Below are 21,724 nucleotides of genomic sequence, written 5' to 3'. Positions count from 1 at the left end.
ATCGATCCGGGGAGCAAGCCATTCCTAATTTTCGGCGTCAAGCGGGTTTAGGCCGCCGGCTTCCACTTCTGGCCGATCGTGTCCATCACCTCGCCGAACCACTTTGCCGAGGTGTCGAAGTGTTTGCCGCCCTTGATGCGCGGGAACTCGATGGTGCGCAGCTTGCCGCCCTGGCCCTCGTCATGACCGGTGACGCCCGAAGCCTTGTTGAGCGCGCTCTCGACGGCAAGGTCGGTCATGCTCTGGATGAGGCGCAGGTCATCGCGGTTGGCGGGCGCGGAGCGGGCGTAGTAACCCGATTTCTGCACCATCGAGCGTTCTGCGCCGAGAAGCGCACCGAACTGCTTGGTGAACCAGTTGCCGACATTGATCGTGTCGATCTTCACATGGCCGAAGGCGTCGCGCTTGACCGTCTCGCCGGCTGCTTCCCTCTCGGCGACGATGGCGTCGAGGCAGGCGCCTTCCGAAACGAACAGCGTGACATAGCCGGCGCGGTCCATGATGCCCTTGAGGCGTTCGGCCTCGGCTTCCAGGTTGAAGTCCAGTTCCGGCAGGTAGAGGCCGTCGATGTTCTTCAGCTGCTTGTTCATCATGAAGCCCTCGACATACTCGTTGCCGTTGGTCTTCTGGATATAGGCGCGCGCGGTGGCGGCGGTGAGCCAGCCGCAATGGCGGCCCATGACTTCATGCACGACCAGCGTCTTGGGGGCGGCACTCTGCTCGTTGCTGACATGGTCGAAGAAGCCGGCGCCCACTTCGGCGGCCGTCCAGGCGCCGAGCGACTGGCGGATCGGCACGACATCGTTGTCGACCGTCTTCGGCAGGCCGACCACGGTGAGGTTGTAGCCGTTGGCGCCGAGATAGGCGGCAAGGTCGGCGGCCGTCGTGTTGGTGTCGTCGCCGCCGATCGTGTGCAGGATGGTCACGCCATCCTTGGCGAGCCGCTCGGCTGCGACGCGCAGCGGGTTTTCGCCTTCCTTGACGAGGCCGCGCTTCACGCAGTCGGCAGCATTAGTCAGCTTCACGCGGCTGTTGCCGATCGGCGAGCCGCCGTAGCGATGGAGGAGGGGCGCCTTTTCGCGCATGTCCTTGGTGATTTCGATGCGATCGGCCAGCAGCAGGCCCTGATAGCCGGAGCGGTAGGCGACGAGTTCGATATCCGGTGCGACATCGCTGTAGCGTTCGATGAGGCCTCCGACGGCGGACGACAGACAGGGTGCGAGCCCGCCGGCGGTCAGCATTGCGACTTTCTGCTTAGGCATGGTTCCTCCTCAGGGATTCCTCGAAACGCGCGCTCTCTCTAGCGGAAATCATACGGCATTTAAATGACGGTGCGAGATGGTTTTCCACCTCTTTGTTCACACCCGCGAAACGCGGATGGACGTTATGCGCGTCGTCGGGCGAATGAGAAAGCGAGAGATCCCGTGAAGGTGTTTCGACGCTTCCGACGCAACGGAGAAGAGGCGCGGGGCGGCTATCCACCAATAAAGCGGCCGGCCCATCTATTGAGGGGCATCAAAATTTTGTCATGCGAGCGGAATCCGGCCTCTCACGCCTTGCTTTCCCTGCAATTGTCTGATCAAGATCACGTTATGTTCCAGAATTCGCCAAGTTGCTTCATCAGTGCCGTGTGGGATCGCCTCGTCGGCATGGTCGCCGATACCGCCAGCAACGTGCTGTCCGGCGTGGTCGAGGCTGTCCGGACCCTGTTCGAAGGGGATCCGGAAACGCGCCGGCAGGTCGCCTTTTCCGTCGCGATGATCGCGCTTTCCGCCAAGATGGCGAAGGCCGACGGTATCGTCACGACGGCGGAAGTGGATGCCTTCAAGGACATCTTCAAATACCCTGACAACCAGGCGGCCAATGTCGCCCGGCTCTATAACCTCGCGCGGCAGGACGTTGCCGGTTACGAGGCCTATGCGGAGAAGATGAAGGCGCTCTGCGTCTCCTGCGAGAAAAATTGCCCCATCCTCGAGGATATCGTCGACGGCCTGTTCCATATCGCCAAGGCAGACGGCCTGATCCACGAAAACGAGATGGCCTTCCTGTCTCGCGTTGCCGAAATCTTCGGCATGGTGGACGAGCGTTTCGAACAGATCACCGCGCGCCACGTTCATGTCAGCGGCCGTGACCCCTACAAGGTGCTGGGCGTGAAGCCGAGCGACGACTTTGCGGATATCCGCAAGCGTTATCGCGTGCTTGCCTCCGAACACCATCCTGATAGGTTGGTGGCGCGTGGCGTGCCGGCCGAGTTCCATCAGATTGCGAACGACCGCATGGCCGCGCTCAACGCTGCCTATGAGGCGATCGAGAAGGAACGCTGCGCCGCATGAGCGCATTCACATGTGATTATTCCGGCGCGATCCCCGCGCCGTCGCCGAATTTTGGCGAGCGCGCTGCTGGGCGCCTGCCTGACATCATTCTCCTGCATTATACCGGCATGGCAACGGCGGACGCCGCGATGAAATGGCTTTGCGCGCCGGAAAGCCAGGTCTCCTGTCATTACTTCGTGCATGAGGACGGGCGCGTCGAGCAGCTGGTGCGCGAGGCCGATCGCGCCTGGCATGCCGGCAAGAGCATCTGGAAGGGCGAGGCGGATATCAATTCGGCCTCCATCGGCGTCGAAATCGCCAATCCCGGCCATCCTGGCGGACTGCCGGATTTCCCAGAAATCCAGATCCAGGCGGTTGTCGAACTGTGTCTCGATTGTGGCCGAAGGTGGGGAATTGCCCCCGAACGGGTGCTGGCGCACAGCGATGTGGCCCCCATTCGCAAGGTTGATCCGGGTGAAAACTTCCCCTGGGGCCGCCTGCACAAAGCGGGTGTCGGGCACTGGGTGGAGCCGTCTCCCATCGCGGGCGGGCGCTTCTTCCAGCGGGGCGATGCCGGCCAGCCGGTCGAGGCCTTGCAGACCATGCTGTCGCTCTACGGCTATGGCACTGAAATCGATGGAGTTTTCTCGGAAAAAACTGAAGGCGACGTCGCCGCTTTCCAGCGCCATTTTCGGCCGGAAAAGGTCGATGGCATCGCCGATTTTTCGACCATCGATACGCTGCACCGGCTGCTTTCCGCACTGCCGCGGATCACGACGTAATAGCCTATTCTTTTATTCGAATATTACGGTTTGTAACAGAAGTTTACCGTTTCGCCACATCCTTACCCGATTGGGCATGTCTTTTCCGGCTGCGTTCGTTGCAACGCAACATGCGGTCAGGGCCTGATCGCAATCAACAGGGATCACGACGTTAGCGCAGGGTGCGCGGCTTGATATGCCAGCCCCCAAAGGCTCTGCCTTTGCGCCTTTTGGAGACTGAAACTAGATGAGAAGACTTGTTGCTGCCCTCAGCGCGGCCTGCTTTTGTGTGTCCATTTTTTCCGCTGGCATGGTGCATGCAGCCTCCGACAGGATCCAAGTACAAAGTCCCCGCCTGGCATCCCAGCCCGTGGCCAAGACCCCGGTGAAGGCCAAGACAGCGCAGACGAGCAAGGCCAAGGTTTCGAGCAAGCAAAAGTCCCGAAAGACCGTGAGCAAGCGCAACAAGCGCAAGACCGTCATCGACAGGGACGGTGTCGTGGTGGGCAAGCTGAAGACCTACAAGAGCACCGCCGGCTTCCCAAGGGCGGAGAACCCTTTGACGGAGGCCGTCCAGTCGGCAAGCTATTCCAGCCTCATCCAGACCTATGCGAAGACCTATGGCGTTCCGGTCGATCTCGCTCACGCCGTCGTGCGCGTCGAAAGCAATTTCAATCCGAAGGCACGCGGCAGCGCCGGTGAAATCGGCCTGATGCAGATCAAGCCCGCAACGGCGCGTATGATGGGCTATCGGGGTACCGCCAAGGGCCTCTATGATCCCGAGACCAACATCAAGTTCGGCATGAAATACCTCGCCATGGCACATGATCTCGGCGGCGGCACGACCTGCGGCACCATCCTCAAATACAATGCCGGCCATGGTGCGAAGCGCATGAATCCGGTCTCCAAGCGCTATTGCGGCAAGGTGCAGAGCATCATCGACTGAGTGATGCGTCGCGGGCTGGAATCGGAGCCGCGCCATGTTATGCCTGCCCGCAACAGCGTGAGGTGAAGCATGGTTCGGCATTTCGATTGCGTCGTGGTGGGCAGGGGCATGATGGGGGCGGCTGCGGCGCGCCACCTGGCCCGGACGGGTGCATCCGTGGCGCTCGTCGGCCGGGGAGAGCCGGCGGACTGGAAGAGCCATGATGGCGTCTTCGCCAGCCACTACGACAGCGGACGCATCACCCGCACCATCGATGGCGATCCGGACTGGGCGCTGCTCGCCAAACGGTCCATCGCCCGCTACCGGGATCTCGAAGCCGAAAGCGGCATCGCCTTCTACGGCGAGACGGGCTGCCTGATCACCGGTCGGGCCGGGGGCGATTACATCACCGCCGTCGAGACGGTCGCCAGACACCACGAGCTCGATGCGCCGCTGCTCGATCGCGCCGCGTTGCGGGCGCAGTTTCCCTGGTTCGATCTGCCTGAAACATCGGCGGGCCTGTTCGAGGCGAAAGGGGCGGGTTACGTCGATCCGCGCAAGCTTGTTGCTGCGCAGATCGCCTGCTTCGAGAAGGCCGGAGGTCTCTCCATTCTCGACGATGCGGTTTCGGTGACGGAGGACGGTGGCCGCGCATCGGTGGCACTCAAGACCGGCGAAGCCGTGACGGGCGATCGCGTGCTGGTGGCGACCGGCGGGTTTTCACGGGCACCTGGTCTGCTGCCCAAGGTGCCATCCCTCGTCGTCAAGGCGCGCACCGTCGTGCTGGCACAGCTCACGCCGGAACAGGCAGAGGCCTATCGCAACATGCCCTCCTGGATCGATGAGAGCGCCGATCCCTCCGAGCATTTCTACTTCCTGCCGCCGATCGTCTATCCGGATGGTCACGCCTATCTCAAGATCGGCGGTGACCCGACCGATATCGAAATCGAGAATGAACCGACGATTGCCGACTGGTTCCGCGGGGAGGGCACGCCCGGCGCGATCAGCCATCTCCAGCGGCTGCTCGCCCGCTCGATCCCCGACCTCAGACCCCTACGGCTCGTCTCGGCCCCCTGCGTCACCACCTTCACCACTCACGGCTACCCCTATGCCGGTTTCGTGGAGAGCGACCGCATTGCGCTTCTGACCGGCGGCAACGGCATGGCGGCGAAGAGTTCGGACGAGATCGGCCGCATCGGTGCCGATCTAGTGATTCGCGGCCGCATGGATGAGCCGGACTTCGCGACCGATTTCGCGGTTCATTTTCGATAAAGCGTTTCCGAACGCAAAACCGCTGCACACTTTTGTCGGAAATGCTTCGGGCCTCTGGTCTTTCCTGTCGCCATAGGCTAGTCAGCGCCTGCCAGTTGGCCGGGCAGCCGCGCTCTGCAAGTGCCGAAAGGCCGCAGGGGGAGGAAAGTCCGGGCTCCACGGAAACACGGTGCCGGATAACGTCCGGCGGGGGCGACCCCAGGGAAAGTGCCACAGAAAGCAAACCGCCTTCCTCGGAAGGTAAGGGTGAAAGGGTGGGGTAAGAGCCCACCGCGGCCATGGCGACATGGACGGCAAGGTAAACCCCACCGGGAGCAAAACCGAATAGGGATGACGCGAGGCGCGCTAGCGCTTCAGCCTGTTTCCGGGCCGGTCATCCGGGTGGGTTGCAAGAGGCCGGGCGCAAGTCCGGTCCCAGATGAATGGCTGCCACGTTCCGGTGCAAACCGGAGCCATACAGAACCCGGCTTACAGGCCAACTGGCAAATCGCTCCCGGTCATCGCACCGGTGGGCCGAAGCGCGGCAGGACGCCCGTGCTTCGGCGCTGTTGGCGGGGTTTAGCGCACCGTGACGGTGATGCAGCCGGAAAGCGTCTTTCCCTTTACCTTCGCAGACCGGTTCTTCGTGCAGAAACGATCCTTGCCCTTGAAGCCCTGGCTGGGCGTATAGACGAGGCCTTTGCCGGCCACGATGGAGACGGTGCCGCTCGAAGGTTTGCGGGTCACGGTGACGTCAGTGGCGGGGGTGCGGGTCTTCTTGGCGTCGTCTATGAAGCCGGGAAAGCTAATCCTGCAGGTCTTGTCCCGGGCTGTCATGGCAAACTGGCCGTTACCGTTTCCACTGCCCCATCCGCGCCCGTTGCTGCCGGTGCAGGCAGCATAGGCTGATGTTGCGGAGAAAATCCCGGCGGTCGCAAGCAGAATGAAGCTGAAGGAGGAGCGCATAGTCAATGCCTTTCTGAAATGGTCGATCACTGCGCTTTCATTCCTTTCCCGCAAGACAGGTCTCTCACAATCGAAAAAGCCGGCTATTGACGAAAAAGCGGAAAATGCACAAAATTATACATCGATGCCAAGATGTTAGCTTGAATATTCCGATGGGGTGGGCATGGCGGATGCGAGCGGTGGGGCATGGTCGGACTTCGACAAGTGGCATCTGCTGTTCGATGAACTCTGCAACCGGTCCGGTGACTACGACAATGCCGCACTCGCAAGCCGCTACTGCAGCCGGCTTGGGCGGCGCGGCGAAGCGCATTTCGAAACGGCGGTGCGTAACCTGAGAAACTGGCGGTCGGGCAAGCATATTCCGCGCCAGCGCAATTTCATGATCCTCTCCGCGCTGCTGGATGTCGGCCGAGACCCCGAACTGTCGGTGCGGTGGAACGAACTCTATCTTCGTGCACGCGAGGCGGAGGCGAGCGCGGATGCAGGTGTCGTGGACGATCTTCCGGTGGCCGGGGAGGGAACGGCGGGTAAGGCTGCACCCATCGCGCATGCCGGCATTTTTCGTAGCTTCAATGCAAGGCGCGCTGCGGCCGCATCGGCTTTCTTCTGCCTTGGTGTAGCTGCGGCCGAACTATATCGAGCGGAGCCGTGGCGCTGGTCCTATTCCTTGGACAAGCCGCCGCTTATCGTCCTGCGGCCCCACGTCTCCCTGATGGTGGGGGAAAGCATCGTCATTCACGGAGAGCGCGGTGATTGCGGCAAGCCGCCGCCGGACTGGGAATATGTACTGACGCGGCTGCCAATCAGCCGGATCGGCTCGTTTTCGGATGGTGGTCTCGTTCGCCGCAACAGCAATTTTTGCAAGGGTGAAACGCCGGCCCGCGCCGTGACCTTCACAGCCCACAGGCCGGGCGTCGAGGAGTTTCTTGTTCTAGGGGATATCATGCGGGTGACGGTTGCGGAGCCGTCCTCCTGATTACCGGAGCAGCCCACGCCACAGGCAAAGACACGAAGTATTTCAATGTAAAATAATTCGTGTCTTTGCCTGTGGCGTGCCGCCGACGCGTTGCGCGGTTGTGGTCGAAACGTTTTGGATTTCGCGCAAGTGCGGATCGTTTCTCGTTTTGTTCCTCGAGGCTAATTTAACCTCATGTTAACCATTGGCGGCTAGGGTTAACAAACTGTTTTTACCTGTGAAAAACACCAAGCAAGGCAGGCTTTCCGTACAACCCAAACATGAATGACAGCAGACATCCGACGGTATCAACAAGGGGAAGGCGAGGTCACTTCCCATTGACGCCCATATGGTCCCATGGTATCCCAAAATCACACTGCACGAGGACGCATGAGCGTCCGATCATCGCAAAGCTTTGAGGCTAACCGGCTGGGGACGGTGCGACGCGTTAGCGTTGCATCAGCGCTGGTTCCTGCGCGCAGTGTGGTGTTGGATTTGCCGGGGTGGATGCACAGCGTCCCGGCTTGGGGAACGGCTGTATCGCGTCATGAACCGGTTCCTGTCGAATGCGACGAACAGGATCGATGCCAAGGGGAGGGTTTCCGTTCCCTCGGCGTTTCGCTCCGTGCTCGCGCAACGCGACATCCGGGAGCTGTATTGCTTCCAGGATTTCTTGTTTCCGGCGATCAGCGTCGGTGGGCTGGATCTGCTCGATCGTTTCGAGCGCCAGATCGCCAGCGAGGACGTTTTTTCGCCGAAGGCCAATCGGATGTCGCTCCTGATCCACGGGGGCGGGGTCTTCATGAAGCTCGATTCAGAGGGGCGCCTGGCGGTCACGGATTTCATCCGGGATTTCACGGGTATCACGACGGACGTGACCTTTGTTGGTCGGGCGGATCATTTTCAGCTCTGGGCACCGCAGGCTTTCGAAGCCACGCAGGCGGCAGCCCGGGAAGAGCTCAGGACGCGAGGTCTGGGCTCGGGGTAAGACGGAGAATCGGAATGGCGGCGGATCTTGGCGGAGGTTTTACTGATGCCGATGGCGGACCGGTCCGTCACATTCCGGTTCTTCTCTCCGAGGTCATCGAAGCGCTTCAGCCGAAAGCCGGTGAGGTCATTCTCGACGGCACCTTCGGGGCGGGCGGCTATACGTCGGCCATTCTCGCCGCCGGTGCCGACGTCATCGGCCTCGACCGCGATCCCAACGCCATTGCCGGCGGGCAGGAACTGGTGAACGCCTCTGGCGGCAGGCTGACACTCATCCATTCACGGTTTTCCGAGCTTGCCGAACACGCACCAGCCGGTGGCCTTGACGGCGTCGTACTCGATATCGGCGTTTCCTCCATGCAGATCGACGAGGCCGAGCGCGGCTTCTCCTTCCAGAAGAATGGCCCGCTCGACATGCGCATGTCCGCATCCGGCGTTTCGGCCGCCGATGTGGTGAACCGCGCAAAGGTTTCCGACCTTATCCGCATCTTCGGTTTTCTCGGTGAAGAGAAGCAGGCGGGGCGCATCGCGCGCGCCATCGAGAAAGCCCGCGAAAAGGAGCCGTTCACGACGACGCGCCAACTTGCCAACCTCATCGAGCTGACGACGCCGCGCAAGGCCAAGGACAAGATCCATCCCGCGACGCGGGTCTTCCAGGCGCTGCGCGTCTTCGTCAACGATGAGCTCGGCGAGCTGGCTGAGGCGCTGTTTGCCGCCGAGCGTGCACTGAAGCCCGGCGGGAGGCTTGTCATCGTCTCCTTCCATTCGCTGGAAGATCGTATCGTCAAGAAATTCTTCCAGGATCGTTCGGGCAAGGCCGCCGGTTCGCGGCATCTGCCGGAAGTTCACGACAAGGCCGCAACCTTCGCACCAGTCGGGCGCCCTATGGTGGCGGCCAGCGACGAGGAGAGTGCGGTCAATCCGCGCGCCCGGTCTGCAAAACTGAGAGCGGGCGCGCGCACCAGCGCCCCTGCCGGGACGGATGATCTGTCCATTTTCAACCTGCCCAACCTTGCCAGCATCGAGAAGATGGGAAGCTGAGTGATGTTCCGTACCCTTGATGTCGTGATGATCGCCGTCATGACCGCAGCAGCCACCGTCACCTACTCGCTCAAGCACCAGGCTGAGAACAAGCTGGAAGAGGTGCGCAAGCTCGACGCCGAGATCAAGCTGGAGGAGGACACGATCGACCTTCTCAAGGCCGACTGGGCGCTGCTCACCCAGCCGAACCGCCTCAATCGCCTCGTCAAGACCTTCGAGGGCGACCTGAAGCTCGTGCCCACCGAATCGACCCAGCTCGCGCAGCCGAACGAATTGCCGATGCCGATGGCCGAGCTGCCGGCATTGGAGCCGGCCAAGGACGAGAAGGTGGCGGAGGGCAAAAAGGATACGAAGAAGAAGGCCTCGGGCACGGACGCAATCCAAACCGGATCGGTGGCAAACTGATGTCGTTTCTCTCCCGCATCATGGTCGTCAAGAGCAAGGCGCATTTCAGCGCCGGCGGCAACAACAATACCGGTGCCGGCGGCCCGGCCTTCGAGGGCACGCGCAAGCGTTCGGGTTCGCAGGCCCGCAGCCGCGTCGCCGTGATGATCTGCTGCTTCGGCATGGCCTATGCCGTCATCGGCGGCCGCCTCGTACAATATGGCATGGCCTCGCCCGAGACCGTCTCGGCCATCGGCCCGGCCGATCATCTGATGGCCTCGCGCCCCGATATCGTCGACCGCAACGGCGAAATCCTCGCCACCGACATCCGCACCGTCTCGCTCTATGCCGAGCCGCACAAGATCGTCGACGCCGACGAGGCCGTCGAGATGCTGGCGACCGTGCTGCCGGACCTCGACCGCCGCGGCATCTACCGCAAGCTCACCTCGAAATCCCGCTTCCAGTGGCTGAAGCGCCAGCTGACGCCCAAGCAGCAGAGCCGCATCCTGGCGCTCGGCATTCCCGGCGTCGGCTTCCGGCCGGAAAAGCGCCGCTTCTATCCGGGCGGCGCCACCGCCTCGCACATCGTCGGTCACGTCAATATCGACAACCGCGGCATTGCCGGCATGGAGCGCTACATCGACAGCCAGGGTCTTGCCGATCTTGCCGCCATCGGCATGACGAGCGATGCCAAGCTGGAGCCGGTGCGCCTGTCCATCGATCTGCGTGTGCAGGCCATCGTGCGCGAGGTCGTCAAGGACGGCATGGAGAAATACAAGGCGATCGCCGCCGGTGCCGTCGTGCTCGACGTGCGCACGGGCGAGGTGCTCGCCATGGCCTCCTATCCCGACTACGATCCGAACAATCCGGCGGAAGGCGCCAAGGAAGGCTGGATGAACCGCATGTCGAACGGCACGTTCGAGATGGGTTCGACCTTCAAGAGCTTCACGACCGCCATGGCGCTCGATTCGGGCAAGGTGAAAATCACCGACAGTTTTGACGCGCGCGCACCCATCCGCATCGGCGGGTTCACCATCAAGGACTTCCACGGCAAACACCGCGTGCTCACCGTGCCGGAAATCTTCCAGTATTCCTCCAACATCGGCACGGCCAAGATGGCCGACGTCGTGGGTATTGCCGGGCACAAAGAATTCCTGACCCGCATGGGTCTGCTGACGAAGATGGACACCGAACTGCCCGAGGTGAAAGTCCCGACACAGCCGCGCGAATGGAAGAAGATCAACTCGATTACCATCTCCTTCGGCCACGGTGTTTCCACGACGCCGCTGCAGACGGCGGTAGCGGGGGCTGCACTCATCAACGGCGGCAAGCTGATCAACCCGACCTTCCTGCCGCGCACGGAAGCGGAAGCCGACGAAATCGCCAAGGTGGTCATCCATCCGGCGACGGTCGACAGCATGCGTTACCTGTTCAAGCTGAACGCCAATGACGGCTCCGGCCGCCGTTCGCTCGTTCCCGGTTTCAACGTTGGCGGCAAGACCGGCACGGCCAACAAGGTCGTCGGCGGACGCTACTCGAACACCCAGAACTTCAACGCTTTCCTGTCGGGCTTCCCGATCGACGACCCGAAATATGTGGTCCTGACCTTCATCGACGCGCCGCAGACAGGCGAAGGTGGGGGCCGCACCGCCGGTCTCAATGCAGCGCCCATGGTGGGCGAGATCATCCGCCGCTCTGCCGCCCTTCTCGGTGTAAAGCCGAAATTCGGTGAGGACGGGTCTGCCTTGCTTGTGTCTTATTGAACGGAGAAGACGGGGTGTCGATTCGGAAGCGAAACGGCGCCCCCAGACAGCAATAGAGCGGACAATGAAGATCAGTGACCTCGCCGGACCCGAAAGCAACAATCTGGGCGCCGCAGCCGCCGCAACGGTAAGCGGCATTACCAGCGACAGCCGCAAGGTGAAACCGGGCGATCTCTTCGTTGCGCTGACAGGCACCAAGGCCGATGGCGGCGCGTTCATCGCAGACGCCGTTTCACGGGGGGCCGCGGCCGTAGTGGTTGCCGTCGGCGCCAGGGCCGAGGCCGCCGTTCCGGTCATTGCCGTGGCCGAGCCGCGCCGGTTCCTGGCGCTTGCCGCCGCGAAATTTTATGGTCGCCAGCCGGAAACCATGGTGGCTGTGACCGGCACAGCCGGGAAAACCTCCGTCGCCTCCTTTACGCGCCAGATCTGGGCGCATGCCGGCCATGCCGCCGCGATGATCGGCACGACCGGTGTCGTCGCACCCGGCCGCAACGACTACGGTTCGCTGACGACACCCGATCCGGTATCGCTGCATGCGCTGCTGGCCGAGCTTGCCGATGCGGGCGTCACCCACGCCGCCATGGAAGCGTCCAGCCATGGCCTTGACCAGTCGCGGCTCGACGGCGTGAAGCTCGCCGCCGCCGCCTTCACCAATCTCGGCCGCGACCATATGGACTACCATCCGACGGTCGAGCACTACATGGCCTCCAAGATGCGGCTGTTCGATACGCTGCTCGCCAAGGGCGCGCCTGCCGTCATCTATGCCGATGATGAATGGTCGGGGCAGGCCATCGACGCGGCGCACAAGGCGGGTCTCGATGTGCGCACGGTTGGTCGTAAGGGCGATTATCTCGCGCTGAAGCGCGTCGAGCATTTCCGTCACAAGCAGACCGCTGAAATCCATGTCGGCGATGATATTTTTGAAGTGCATATTCCGCTCGCCGGCGATTTCCAGGTGGCGAATGCGCTTGTCGCTGCGGGGCTCGCCATGTCGACGGGCGTGCCGGCGGCCACGGCCATGGCGGCGCTTGAAAAACTGATTGGCGCGCCCGGCCGTCTCGAACTTGTCGGCCATGCGAAGAACGGCGCGCTCACCTATGTCGATTATGCGCACAAGCCGGATGCACTGGAAAACGTGCTGACCTCCGTTCGTCCCTTCACGACGGGCCGTGTCATCGTGGTCTTCGGCTGCGGCGGCGATCGCGACAAGGGCAAGCGCCCGATCATGGGCGAGATCGCCACGCGGCTTGCCGATGTGGTGATCGTGACGGACGACAATCCGCGTTCGGAAGTGCCTGCCGTCATTCGCTCCGAGATCATGGCGGCCGCACCCGGCGCGACCGAGATCGGCGACCGGGCCGAGGCGATCCGTGCTGCGGTCAAGATGCTGCGATCGGGCGACACGCTGATCGTTGCCGGCAAGGGGCATGAGGAGGGGCAGACCGTGGGTGCGGTGACGCTGCCGTTCTCCGACCATGCCGAACTGCGCAAGGCCCTGGAGGAACTCGACCGGTGAAGTGGCTCTGGACCAGCGCTGATCTCATTGCCGCCATGCACGGCCGCCCGATCGGCAACCTGCCGCAGGGCATCGCCGGTATTTCCATCGACAGCCGCGCCATCGGCGCCGGCGAGGCTTTTTTCGCAATCAAGGGCGACCGCGTCGATGGTCATGATTTTGCAAGCTTCGCCGTTGCCAATGGCGCGTCGCTGCTAGTCGTCAGCGAAGGCAAGCTGCCGGCGCTCGGCCGTCTCGTCACGCCGATGATCGTGGTGCAGGACGTGTTGCAGGCACTGGTCGATCTTGGCTGCGCGGCGCGTGACCGCACCGCCGCCCGCATCATTGCGGTCACCGGCTCGGTCGGCAAGACGACGAGCAAGGAGATGCTGCGCCAGGCGCTTTCGCCGTCGGGCAGCGTGCATGCCTCCGTCGCCTCGTTCAACAACCATTGGGGCGTGCCGCTGACGCTGGCGCGCATGCCCGAGACCACCGACTACGGCATTTTCGAAGTCGGCATGAACCATGCCAACGAGATCCGCCCGCTGGTCGCCATGGTGCGACCGCATATCGCCATGATCACGACGATCGCACCGGCGCATCTCGGCAATTTCCGTGACCTCGAGGAGATCGCCGCCGCCAAGGCCGAGATTTTCGAAGGTGTCGTACCGGGTGGGCACGCCATCCTCAACCGCGACAACGAACAGTTCGGTTTTCTCGAAAAAGCGGCGAAGGCGGCCGGCGTCGCGCATATTCATTCCTTCGGCGCCGATCTCAAGTCGGAATTCCGCCTGCTCGACTTCATGCCGAACGGTGAGGGCAGCCTGCTGCGCGCCGCGATCGGTGGCCAGACGCTGGAAGTGCCGATGGGCGCGCCCGGCCGGCATATTGCCGAAAACGCCGTCGCCGTGCTCGGCGCGGTGCATCTGGCCGGTGCCGATATCGAGAAGGCGATGGGCGGGCTTGCCACTATGCAGGCCGAAAAGGGCCGCGGCCGGCGTTATCGGCTCGCCAAGGATGGCGGCTGGTTCACGCTGATCGACGAAAGCTACAATGCCAATCCGGCCTCCATGCGGGCGGCGATCGCGCTTCTGCGCGATGCCGAAGTGCAGGCCGGCGGGCGCCGCATCGCCGTGCTCGGCGACATGCTGGAAATGGGCGAGCATTCGCCCGCCGTGCATGCCGGTCTTGCCGAACCGCTTCTGGAGGCCGGCATTGCCGATGTCTGGCTCGGTGGTCCCGATATGGCGTCGCTGCGCGATGCATTGCCTGAAGGCGTCAGCTGCGAATACCGCGGTACGGCCGATGAACTTGCCGGATACGCGGTGGACGCCGTGCGCGCCGGCGATGCGCTTGTCGTAAAGTCGTCCAAAGGCACGGGTTTCAGCCGCATCGTGGCGGCCCTGCTTGACAAATATCCGGCGTTCTCCGAAGGGGAACGCGAGAGTTGAGGGGGTTCGGCCGGGCAGACGTCCGCCGGACCTTCTTCTTTATGTGATTTGCTTCTCCGTCCGCCGGCCCGTCACGCCGCGGACGCTTCGGGGAACCTTTTGGGGAAAGGGTGACAATGCTGCTTTGGCTCGTCGAGCTGGCTGACACCATTCAGGTGTTCAACCTGTTTCGCTACATTACCTTCCGGACCGGCGCTGCGCTGTTCACCTCCGCTATCATCGTCTTCCTGTTTGGTCCGATGATCATCGCATCGCTGCGTGTCCGCCAGGGCAAGGGCCAGCCGATCCGCGCCGATGGACCCCAGACGCATTTCAAGAAGGCCGGCACGCCCACGATGGGCGGCCTGATGATTCTTGCCGGCATTGTCGGAAGCGCACTGCTCTGGGCCGATCTCTCCAACGTCTATGTGGTCGCCACGCTGCTCGTGACGCTCGGTTTCGGCGCCATCGGCTTCTACGACGATTACCTGAAGGTCACCAAGCAGACCGACAAGGGCTTTTCGGGCAAGGCGCGCCTCGGCCTCGAATTCCTGATCGCCGGCGCGGCGACCTATTTCATGATGCGCGCGTCGCTCGCAACCGGTCCCGCCGGCTCGACCTTCGGCTCGTCCATCGCCTTCCCGTTCGCCAAGGACCTTCTGGTCAATCTCGGCATCTTCTTCGTGCTTTTCGGCGGCTTCGTCATCGTCGCTGCCGGCAATGCGGTGAACCTGACGGACGGCCTCGACGGTCTCGCCACGGTTCCAGTCATGATCTCGGCCGCCTCCTTCGGCGTCATCGCCTATCTCGCCGGTAACGCCGTCTTCGCGAACTACCTGCAGATCCATTTCGTGCCCGGCACGGGTGAACTTGCCGTCGTGCTCGGCGCCGTCATCGGTGCGGGCCTCGGCTTCCTGTGGTTCAACGCACCCCCGGCCGCAATCTTCATGGGGGATACCGGTTCGCTGGCGCTGGGCGGCCTGATCGGTACCGTCGCCGTTGCCACCAAGCACGAGATCGTCATGGCGATCATCGGCGGCCTGTTCGTCATGGAAACGCTGTCGGTCATCATCCAGGTCGGCTCGTTCAAGCTCACCGGCAAGCGCGTCTTCCTGATGGCGCCGATCCACCACCACTTTGAAAAGAAGGGTTGGACGGAAAGCCAGGTCGTCATCCGCTTCTGGATCATCGCCGTCATCCTGGCGCTGGTCGGCCTCTCAACGCTCAAGCTGCGGTAAGGCCTGCGATGATCCCCGTCACCACATTGAAGGGAAAGTCGGTCGCGCTCTTCGGGCTCGGCGGTTCGGGTCTGGCAACCGCGCTGGCGCTGGCTGCCGGTGGCGCCGATGTCACCGCCTGGGATGACAGTGCCGCAAGCGTGGAGAATGCATCGGCCGCAGGCGTCAAGACCGGCGATCTGTGGGCACTCGACTGGAACGCCATCGATGCGCTCGTGCTCTCGCCCGGCGTTCCGCTGACCCATCCGAAGCCGCATTGGAGTGCTGAACTTGCAAATGCCGCCGGCGTCGAGATCATCGGCGACGTCGAGCTCTTCGCACGCGAGCGTCGGGCGCATGCGCCGGATTGCCCGTTCATCGCCATCACCGGAACGAACGGCAAGTCGACGACCACGGCGCTCATCGCCCATATCCTGACGGCGAGCGGCCGCGACACGCAGCTCGGGGGCAATATCGGTACGGCCGTATTGACGCTCGATCCGCCGAAGGCAGGCCGCTTTTACGTCGTCGAGTGCTCGTCCTACCAGATCGACCTCGCGCCGACGCTGAACCCTTCGGCCGGCATCCTGCTCAACCTGACGCCCGATCATCTCGACCGTCACGGCTCGATGCAGCACTATGCCGACGTCAAGGAGCGGCTGGTCGCCGGCAGCACGACGGCTGTTGTCGGCGTGGATGACAGCTATTGCAGTGCCATTGCCGACCGCATAGAGCGCGCGGGTACGAAAGTCGTGCGCATCTCCAAGCGCAATGTGCTGGCCGACGGCATTTATGCCGAGGGCGCACGTCTGATCCTGGCGCAGGGCGGCGCGACGCGCGAGATCGCCGATCTCTCGCAGATCCAGACCTTGCGCGGCAATCACAACGCCCAGAACGCGGCGGCGGCGGTTGCTGCCTGCCTCTCCGTCGGTGTCAGCGAAAACGAGATCCGGGCGGGCCTTGCGTCCTTCCCCGGCCTGAAGCACCGCATGCAGCCGGTCGGCCGCCGGGGCGAAACGCTCTTCGTCAACGATTCCAAGGCGACCAATGCCGATGCGGCGGCGCCTGCCCTGTCGAGCTTCGAGCGTATCTACTGGATTGCCGGCGGCGTGCCGAAGGAGGGGGGCATTGCTTCCCTCGGCAGCTTCTTCCCGAAGATCGCCAAGGCCTATCTGATCGGCGAGGCCGCGCCGGCTTTTGCCGAGACGCTCGGAGACGCCGTTGCCCACGAAATGTCGGGCACACTGGAGAAGGCCGTGGCGGACGCGGCGGCGGATGCGGAGAAGGATGGCGGCGGGCCCGTTGCCGTTCTGCTGTCCCCGGCTTGCGCAAGCTTCGACCAGTACAAGAACTTTGAAGTGCGGGGCGATGCCTTCGTGAAACACGTCTCCGGCGTGCCGGGCGTGTCCATGCTGGTCGCCGTTTGACATCGTGCAATTCCGGCAGGCGCGTGCGGCGGCTCGATCCGGAATTGATCTGAAACAGGGGAAAGAGACATGGTTAGTCGTGCCGAACGTGGTGCATTGGCGGACTGGTTCTGGACGATAGACCGGTACTTCCTCGCGGCCTTCATCCTTTTGATGGGGCTTGGCTTCATGTTGTCCTTCGCGGCAAGCCCGGCGGTTGCCGAGCGCATCGGCCTCGACAGCTTCCACTTCGTTCGGCGCCACGCGATGTTCCTCGTGCCGGCCATCGCCATCATGTTCGGCATCTCCTTCATGTCGCCGCGCCAGGTGCGTCGGGCGGCGATGATCCTCCTGATCATTTCTCTTGCCGCCATGGTTCTTGCATTGTTCTTCGGCGTCGAAGTGAAGGGCTCGCGGCGCTGGATCTCGATCGGCAGCCTCTCCATCCAGCCGTCGGAATTCATGAAGCCGGCTTTCGTGATCATCTGCGCCTGGTTGTTTTCCGAACATGCCCGCCAGCCGGAAATCCCCGGCAATCTCTTCGCCATCATCCTGTTTGGCATTGTTGCCGCGCTGCTCGTCGCCCAGCCCGACCTTGGCCAGACCATCCTGACCGCCGCCGTCTGGGGCGGCATGTTCTTCATGGCCGGCATGCCGTGGCTGTGGATCATCGTGCTCGGCGGCGCGGCCGTCGGCGGCCTTCTGACCGCCTATACGCTGCTGCCGCACGTCGCGGGTCGTATCGACAAGTTCATGACCGGTGAGGGTGACACGTTCCAGATGGATACGGCGCGCGAGGCTATCATCCGCGGCAACTGGTTCGGCCAGGGGCCGGGCGAGGGCACGGTCAAGCGCATCATCCCGGACAGCCATACCGACTTCATCTTCTCCGTCGCAGCGGAAGAATTCGGCATTCTTTTCTGCATGGTCATCGTCGCGATCTTCGCCTTCGTGGTGATGCGCGGTCTCAACCATGCCTTCAAGGAGCGCAACGATTTCACACGTTTTGCCGTTGCCGGCCTCGTGCTGCAGCTCGGCATCCAGTCGATGATCAATATCGGCGTGAACCTCGAACTGTTGCCGGCCAAGGGCATGACCCTGCCGCTCATTTCCTACGGCGGCTCGTCGATGATCGCCATCTGCGTCACGGCCGGCTTTGTCCTGGCGCTGACCCGCCATCGCCCCGAAAAGCGCGCCTCCGAGCGCAGCCTCTTCCGCGGCGGCATCATGGCGCCGGCTGAGTAAGGGTTTCGAATGACAAAAGGCATCGTTCTTCTCGCCGCCGGTGGTACCGGCGGCCATCTCTTTCCCGCAGAGGCACTCGCCCATGAGCTGAAGGCCGGCGGCTGGTCGGTGCATCTCGTCACCGACAGCCGCGCCGAGCGTTTTGCGGGGAAATTCCCGGCGGACGAAATCCATGTCGTGCCCTCCGCGACGATCGGTTCGAAGAACCCGATCAGCGTCGCCAAGTCGCTGTTCACGCTGTGGAAAGGTATTCGCGTCGCGCGCAAACTGATGGCACGGCTGAAGCCGAAGGTCGTCGTCGGCTTCGGCGGCTATCCCACCGTGCCGCCGCTTCTGGCCGCCACCGGCATGGGCATCCCTTCGATGATCCACGAGCAGAACGCCGTGATGGGACGCGCCAACAAGGCGCTCGCCGCCCGCGTCAAGGCAATTGCCGGCGGCTTCCTGCCGGAGACGGGTGGGCAATATTCCGAAAAGACGGTGACGACGGGCAACCCGGTGCGACCGGCCGTTCTCGAGGCTGCCAATCACGCTTACGAAGCCTCGACGGATGGGGAATTCCGCCTCGTCGTGTTCGGGGGCAGCCAGGGCGCGCAGTTCTTCTCCAAGGCCATTCCTTCGGCGATTGCAGCCCTGGAGCCGGCCGATCGTGCCCGGCTGAAAATCACCCAGCAGGCGCGGCCGGAAGACCGCGACGAGGTGGTGCGCACCTACGCCGATCTTGCCATTCCCGCCGATGTCTCGCCGTTCTTCACAGATATGGCGGATCGAATCGGCCACGCGCATCTGATCATCAGCCGCTCCGGCGCGTCCACCGTTTCGGAGGTCTCGGTCATCGGCCGCCCGTCCGTTCTGGTGCCCTATCCCTATGCGCTCGATCACGACCAGGCAGCAAATGCCGCAGCACTTGCCTCGGGTGGCGGGGCGAAGGTGATCGCGCAATCGGAGCTTTCGACGGAGCGCCTCGCAAGCATCGTTTCCAAGGCGATGCACGATCCTTCGGGCATGGCCACTATGGCCGCCAATGCCAGAAAGGCGGGCAAACCGGATGCCGCGCGCTTGCTCGCCTCCATGGTTGAGGCTATTGCGGGCGGCAAGAGCATCGCTCAATTCAAGGGCGCACAATTCAAGGGAGAACGACCATGAAGATGCCGAAGAGCATAGGGCTCGTTCATTTCATCGGCATTGGCGGTATCGGTATGAGCGGTATTGCCGAAGTGCTGCACAATCTCGGCCACAAGGTTCAGGGCTCCGACCAGGCGGACAGCGCCAATGTGCAGCGTCTGCGCGACAAGGGCATCGAGGTCTTCGTCGGCCACAAGGCGGAGAACCTTGGCGAAGCCGAAGTCGTCGTCGTTTCCACGGCCATCAAGAAGGGCAATCCGGAACTCGTTGCGGCGCGTGAAAAACTGCTGCCCGTCGTGCGCCGCGCCGAAATGCTCGCCGAGCTGATGCGCTTCCGCAATGCCATCGCCGTTGGCGGCACCCATGGCAAGACGACGACCACCTCGATGGTCGCGACGCTGCTCGAAGCCGGTGGCCTCGACCCGACGGTCATCAATGGCGGCATCATCAATGCCTATGGCACCAATGCCCGCATGGGCGAGGGCGAGTGGATGGTGGTGGAGGCCGATGAGTCGGACGGCACCTTCCTGAAGCTGCCCGCCGAAATCGCCATCGTCACCAATATCGACCCCGAGCATCTCGATCACTACGGCAATTTTGACGCCGTGCGCGCAGCCTTCCGCCAGTTCGTCGAGAACGTGCCGTTCTACGGCTTTGGCGTGATGTGCCTCGACCATCCGGAAGTGCAATCGATGGTCAGCCGGATCGAGGACCGCAAGGTCATCACCTACGGCGAAAACCCGCAGGCCGACGTGCGCTTTTCCAATATCCGCATGGACGGGGCGACGTCGGTCTTCGACGTCGAAATCCGCCGCCGCCGTACCGGTCAGGTGATTTCGCTGAAGGATCTGCGCCTGCCGATGCCCGGCCGCCATAACGTCTCCAACGCCACGGCCGCCATCGCGGTTGCCCAGCGCCTCGGCATCTCGCCGGAGTTGATCGCCAAGGGCCTGGCGAGCTTCGGTGGCGTCAAGCGCCGCTTCACCTTCACCGGCAGCTGGAACGGCGTGAACGTCTATGACGATTACGGCCACCATCCGGTCGAGATCAAGGCCGTGCTGCGCGCTGCCCGCGAGGCCTGCGCCGGCCGCATCATCGCCGTTCACCAGCCGCATCGCTATAGCCGCGTTGCGAGCCTCTTCGAGGAATTCGCCGGCTGCTTCAACGATGCCGACACGATTATGATTCCGCCGATCTATGCGGCGGGCGAAGACCCGATTGACGGCGTGACCGCCGAAGAGCTGGTTTCCCGCATCAAGTCCGCGGGTCACCGCGATGCGCGGTTCCTGGCGTCCCCGGAAGGACTGGCCGAAATCGTCGCCGGCATTGCAAAGCCCGGCGACTTTGTGGTTCTCTTGGGGGCTGGCAGCATCACGCATTGGGCGCAGGCTCTGCCTCGGGAATTGGCAGGCATTTCGGGTGAGGTGGCATGAGAACGGTTGATGGAGCAAAACTTCTGGCGTCGCTGGGCGAGGGCATCAAAGAGGTGCGCGGTCGTCTGACGCCGGATGCGCCGATGGACCGCGTGACCTGGTTCCGCGCTGGCGGCTTTGCCGAACTGATGTTCCATCCGCATGACGTCGAAGACCTCGCGACCTTTCTGAAGCTGGTGCCGGAAGAGGTGCCGCTGACCGTGACCGGTGTGGGCTCGAACCTCCTGGTGCGCGACGGCGGCATTCCCGGTATCGTCATCCGTCTTTCGGCCAAGGGCTTCGGCGATGTCGAACTCGTCGGCGACAACACGATCAAGGCCGGCGGCATCTGCCCGGACAAGAACATCGCCGCCATGGCGCTCGACCACAATATCGCAGGCTTCGAGTTCTACTACGGCATTCCTGGCTCGATCGGCGGTGCGCTGCGCATGAATGCGGGTGCGAATGGCGGCGAGACCAAGGATCTGGTCGTCGAGGTTCACGCCATCGACCGCAAGGGCAACCAGCATGTGCTCTCCAATGCGGACATGGGCTACAGCTACCGCAAGTCGACGGCCCCGAGCGACCTGATCTTCACCCATGCCGTCTTCCGCGGGCAGGCGGGCGACAAGGACGAGATCCGCGCCAGGATGGACGCCGTGCGCCAGCACCGCGAGACGGTTCAGCCGATCCGCGAAAAGACCGGCGGATCGACCTTCAAGAACCCCGAGGGGCATTCGGCCTGGAAGCTCATCGACGAGGCCGGCTGCCGTGGAATGCTGATCGGCGGCGCCCAGATGTCGCCGATGCACTGCAATTTCATGATCAACACGGGACAGGCGACCGGCTACGAGCTGGAATATCTCGGCGAAACCGTGCGCAGCCGCGTGCTGGAGCAATCCGGCATCCTGCTGCAATGGGAAATCAAGCGCCTCGGCAATTTCATGCCGGGCTATGAGGTCAAGGAATTTCTGGGCCGCGCAACGGCCTGATCCGTCTACCCTTGCTGGGGAGTTCCCGGGCCGCCTCAAGCACCGCGTACTCCCTCT

The 21,724-nt window shown here is 62.9% G+C and carries 19 protein-coding genes and 1 other RNA gene; 18 read left to right on the top strand and 2 right to left on the bottom strand.

All coding sequences use genetic code 11. The annotated features are described in order from the left end of the window. Window positions 1–47: 47 nt before the first annotated feature. Entirely contained in the window at window positions 48–1,262 is a 1,215-nt protein-coding gene (locus tag MUU55_RS03790; RefSeq protein ID WP_244759416.1) for a pyrophosphate--fructose-6-phosphate 1-phosphotransferase, read from the bottom strand. Between the two features lie 387 nt (window positions 1,263–1,649). Between MUU55_RS03790 and MUU55_RS03785 the strand changes: the two genes are divergently transcribed. The 5 genes from MUU55_RS03785 to rnpB all read left to right on the top strand — a co-directional run bounded on the left by MUU55_RS03785 (window position 1,650) and on the right by rnpB (window position 5,757). Beyond that, the gene (locus tag MUU55_RS03785; RefSeq protein ID WP_421581305.1) at window positions 1,650–2,333 is read left to right on the top strand and encodes a TerB family tellurite resistance protein; all 684 of its coding nucleotides are present in this window, start codon (window positions 1,650–1,652) and stop codon (window positions 2,331–2,333) included. Then, window positions 2,330–3,094 carry an N-acetylmuramoyl-L-alanine amidase gene (locus MUU55_RS03780; RefSeq protein ID WP_244759414.1) on the top strand — a complete coding sequence of 255 codons (765 nt, stop codon included), beginning with the start codon at window positions 2,330–2,332 and terminating at the stop codon, window positions 3,092–3,094. The genes MUU55_RS03785 and MUU55_RS03780 overlap by 4 nt, the downstream gene beginning before the upstream one ends. Window positions 3,095–3,320: 226 nt before the next feature. Beyond that, the gene (locus tag MUU55_RS03775; RefSeq protein WP_425314129.1) at window positions 3,321–4,019 is read left to right on the top strand and encodes a lytic transglycosylase domain-containing protein; all 699 of its coding nucleotides are present in this window, start codon (window positions 3,321–3,323) and stop codon (window positions 4,017–4,019) included. A 69-nt stretch (window positions 4,020–4,088) separates the two neighbouring features. Then, entirely contained in the window at window positions 4,089–5,270 is a 1,182-nt protein-coding gene (locus MUU55_RS03770; RefSeq protein ID WP_244759413.1) for an NAD(P)/FAD-dependent oxidoreductase, read from the top strand. Window positions 5,271–5,361: 91 nt separating this feature from the next. Further along, an RNA gene (rnpB, locus tag MUU55_RS03765) (RNase P RNA component class A) lies at window positions 5,362–5,757 on the top strand. 71 nt (window positions 5,758–5,828) lie between these two features. Here rnpB and MUU55_RS03760 read toward each other — a convergent pair. Next, window positions 5,829–6,215, bottom strand: a complete 387-nt coding sequence (locus tag MUU55_RS03760; protein WP_244759412.1) for an Ig-like domain-containing protein — start codon at window positions 6,213–6,215, stop codon at window positions 5,829–5,831. Between the two features lie 163 nt (window positions 6,216–6,378). Here MUU55_RS03760 and MUU55_RS03755 point away from each other — a divergent pair, with 163 nt between their 5' ends. The 13 genes from MUU55_RS03755 to murB all read left to right on the top strand — a co-directional run bounded on the left by MUU55_RS03755 (window position 6,379) and on the right by murB (window position 21,667). Next, complete coding sequence (locus tag MUU55_RS03755; protein ID WP_244759411.1) at window positions 6,379–7,191, top strand: hypothetical protein; 813 nt, start codon at window positions 6,379–6,381, stop codon at window positions 7,189–7,191. 526 nt (window positions 7,192–7,717) lie between these two features. After that, window positions 7,718–8,158: a division/cell wall cluster transcriptional repressor MraZ gene (gene mraZ / locus MUU55_RS03750; protein ID WP_244759410.1), complete on the top strand. Its 441-nt coding sequence runs from the start codon at window positions 7,718–7,720 to the stop codon at window positions 8,156–8,158. Window positions 8,159–8,172: 14 nt separating this feature from the next. Beyond that, on the top strand, window positions 8,173–9,198 hold the full coding sequence (gene rsmH / locus MUU55_RS03745) for a 16S rRNA (cytosine(1402)-N(4))-methyltransferase RsmH (RefSeq protein WP_244759409.1): 1,026 nt from the start codon (window positions 8,173–8,175) through the stop codon (window positions 9,196–9,198). A gap of 3 nt (window positions 9,199–9,201) precedes the next feature. After that, window positions 9,202–9,603 carry a cell division protein FtsL gene (gene ftsL / locus MUU55_RS03740; protein WP_244759408.1) on the top strand — a complete coding sequence of 134 codons (402 nt, stop codon included), beginning with the start codon at window positions 9,202–9,204 and terminating at the stop codon, window positions 9,601–9,603. Then, entirely contained in the window at window positions 9,603–11,345 is a 1,743-nt protein-coding gene (locus MUU55_RS03735; protein WP_244759407.1) for a peptidoglycan D,D-transpeptidase FtsI family protein, read from the top strand. The genes ftsL and MUU55_RS03735 overlap by 1 nt, the downstream gene beginning before the upstream one ends. Before the next feature lie 64 nt (window positions 11,346–11,409). Beyond that, a complete protein-coding gene (locus tag MUU55_RS03730; RefSeq protein WP_244759406.1) occupies window positions 11,410–12,861 on the top strand; it encodes a UDP-N-acetylmuramoyl-L-alanyl-D-glutamate--2,6-diaminopimelate ligase in 1,452 nt (483 codons plus the stop codon). Next, window positions 12,858–14,291 (top strand): UDP-N-acetylmuramoylalanyl-D-glutamyl-2,6-diaminopimelate--D-alanyl-D-alanine ligase, encoded by a 1,434-nt coding sequence (locus MUU55_RS03725; RefSeq protein ID WP_244759405.1) that lies wholly within the window; start codon window positions 12,858–12,860, stop codon window positions 14,289–14,291. The genes MUU55_RS03730 and MUU55_RS03725 overlap by 4 nt, the downstream gene beginning before the upstream one ends. 116 nt (window positions 14,292–14,407) lie before the next feature. Then, entirely contained in the window at window positions 14,408–15,508 is a 1,101-nt protein-coding gene (gene mraY, locus MUU55_RS03720; RefSeq protein ID WP_244759404.1) for a phospho-N-acetylmuramoyl-pentapeptide-transferase, read from the top strand. 8 nt (window positions 15,509–15,516) lie between these two features. Then, a complete protein-coding gene (gene murD, locus MUU55_RS03715) occupies window positions 15,517–16,914 on the top strand; it encodes a UDP-N-acetylmuramoyl-L-alanine--D-glutamate ligase (RefSeq protein ID WP_244759403.1) in 1,398 nt (465 codons plus the stop codon). Window positions 16,915–16,983: 69 nt separating this feature from the next. Further along, window positions 16,984–18,138 carry a putative lipid II flippase FtsW gene (gene ftsW, locus MUU55_RS03710; protein ID WP_244759402.1) on the top strand — a complete coding sequence of 385 codons (1,155 nt, stop codon included), beginning with the start codon at window positions 16,984–16,986 and terminating at the stop codon, window positions 18,136–18,138. A 9-nt stretch (window positions 18,139–18,147) separates the two neighbouring features. Then, complete coding sequence (gene murG / locus MUU55_RS03705; RefSeq protein WP_244759401.1) at window positions 18,148–19,284, top strand: undecaprenyldiphospho-muramoylpentapeptide beta-N-acetylglucosaminyltransferase; 1,137 nt, start codon at window positions 18,148–18,150, stop codon at window positions 19,282–19,284. Continuing rightward, on the top strand, window positions 19,281–20,696 hold the full coding sequence (gene murC / locus MUU55_RS03700) for a UDP-N-acetylmuramate--L-alanine ligase (RefSeq protein ID WP_244759400.1): 1,416 nt from the start codon (window positions 19,281–19,283) through the stop codon (window positions 20,694–20,696). The genes murG and murC overlap by 4 nt, the downstream gene beginning before the upstream one ends. After that, window positions 20,693–21,667: a UDP-N-acetylmuramate dehydrogenase gene (gene murB, locus MUU55_RS03695; protein ID WP_244759399.1), complete on the top strand. Its 975-nt coding sequence runs from the start codon at window positions 20,693–20,695 to the stop codon at window positions 21,665–21,667. Before murC ends, murB begins: the two co-directional genes overlap by 4 nt. Window positions 21,668–21,724 lie beyond the last annotated feature (57 nt).

Source organism: Shinella curvata (genome assembly GCF_022899935.1).
Classification (GTDB): Bacteria; Pseudomonadota; Alphaproteobacteria; order Rhizobiales; family Rhizobiaceae; genus Shinella; species Shinella curvata.
Note: the sequence above shows the minus strand (reverse complement) of the source record. Positions and strands in the feature narration are given on the sequence as shown.

Bases quoted from the DNA above. Each gene is read 5' to 3' on its own strand.
- MUU55_RS03790 (WP_244759416.1), bottom strand. From the start codon at position 1,262: ATGCCTAAGCAGAAAGTCGCAATGCTGACCGCCGGCGGGCTCGCACCC.
- MUU55_RS03785 (WP_421581305.1), top strand. From the start codon at position 1,650: ATGGTCGCCGATACCGCCAGCAACGTGCTGTCCGGCGTGGTCGAGGCT.
- MUU55_RS03780 (WP_244759414.1), top strand. From the start codon at position 2,330: ATGAGCGCATTCACATGTGATTATTCCGGCGCGATCCCCGCGCCGTCG.
- MUU55_RS03775 (WP_425314129.1), top strand. From the start codon at position 3,321: ATGAGAAGACTTGTTGCTGCCCTCAGCGCGGCCTGCTTTTGTGTGTCC.
- MUU55_RS03770 (WP_244759413.1), top strand. From the start codon at position 4,089: ATGGTTCGGCATTTCGATTGCGTCGTGGTGGGCAGGGGCATGATGGGG.
- MUU55_RS03760 (WP_244759412.1), bottom strand. From the start codon at position 6,215: ATGCGCTCCTCCTTCAGCTTCATTCTGCTTGCGACCGCCGGGATTTTC.
- MUU55_RS03755 (WP_244759411.1), top strand. From the start codon at position 6,379: ATGGCGGATGCGAGCGGTGGGGCATGGTCGGACTTCGACAAGTGGCAT.
- mraZ (WP_244759410.1), top strand. From the start codon at position 7,718: ATGAACCGGTTCCTGTCGAATGCGACGAACAGGATCGATGCCAAGGGG.
- rsmH (WP_244759409.1), top strand. From the start codon at position 8,173: ATGGCGGCGGATCTTGGCGGAGGTTTTACTGATGCCGATGGCGGACCG.
- ftsL (WP_244759408.1), top strand. From the start codon at position 9,202: ATGTTCCGTACCCTTGATGTCGTGATGATCGCCGTCATGACCGCAGCA.
- MUU55_RS03735 (WP_244759407.1), top strand. From the start codon at position 9,603: ATGTCGTTTCTCTCCCGCATCATGGTCGTCAAGAGCAAGGCGCATTTC.
- MUU55_RS03730 (WP_244759406.1), top strand. From the start codon at position 11,410: ATGAAGATCAGTGACCTCGCCGGACCCGAAAGCAACAATCTGGGCGCC.
- mraY (WP_244759404.1), top strand. From the start codon at position 14,408: ATGCTGCTTTGGCTCGTCGAGCTGGCTGACACCATTCAGGTGTTCAAC.
- murD (WP_244759403.1), top strand. From the start codon at position 15,517: ATGATCCCCGTCACCACATTGAAGGGAAAGTCGGTCGCGCTCTTCGGG.
- ftsW (WP_244759402.1), top strand. From the start codon at position 16,984: ATGGTTAGTCGTGCCGAACGTGGTGCATTGGCGGACTGGTTCTGGACG.
- murG (WP_244759401.1), top strand. From the start codon at position 18,148: ATGACAAAAGGCATCGTTCTTCTCGCCGCCGGTGGTACCGGCGGCCAT.
- murC (WP_244759400.1), top strand. From the start codon at position 19,281: ATGAAGATGCCGAAGAGCATAGGGCTCGTTCATTTCATCGGCATTGGC.
- murB (WP_244759399.1), top strand. From the start codon at position 20,693: ATGAGAACGGTTGATGGAGCAAAACTTCTGGCGTCGCTGGGCGAGGGC.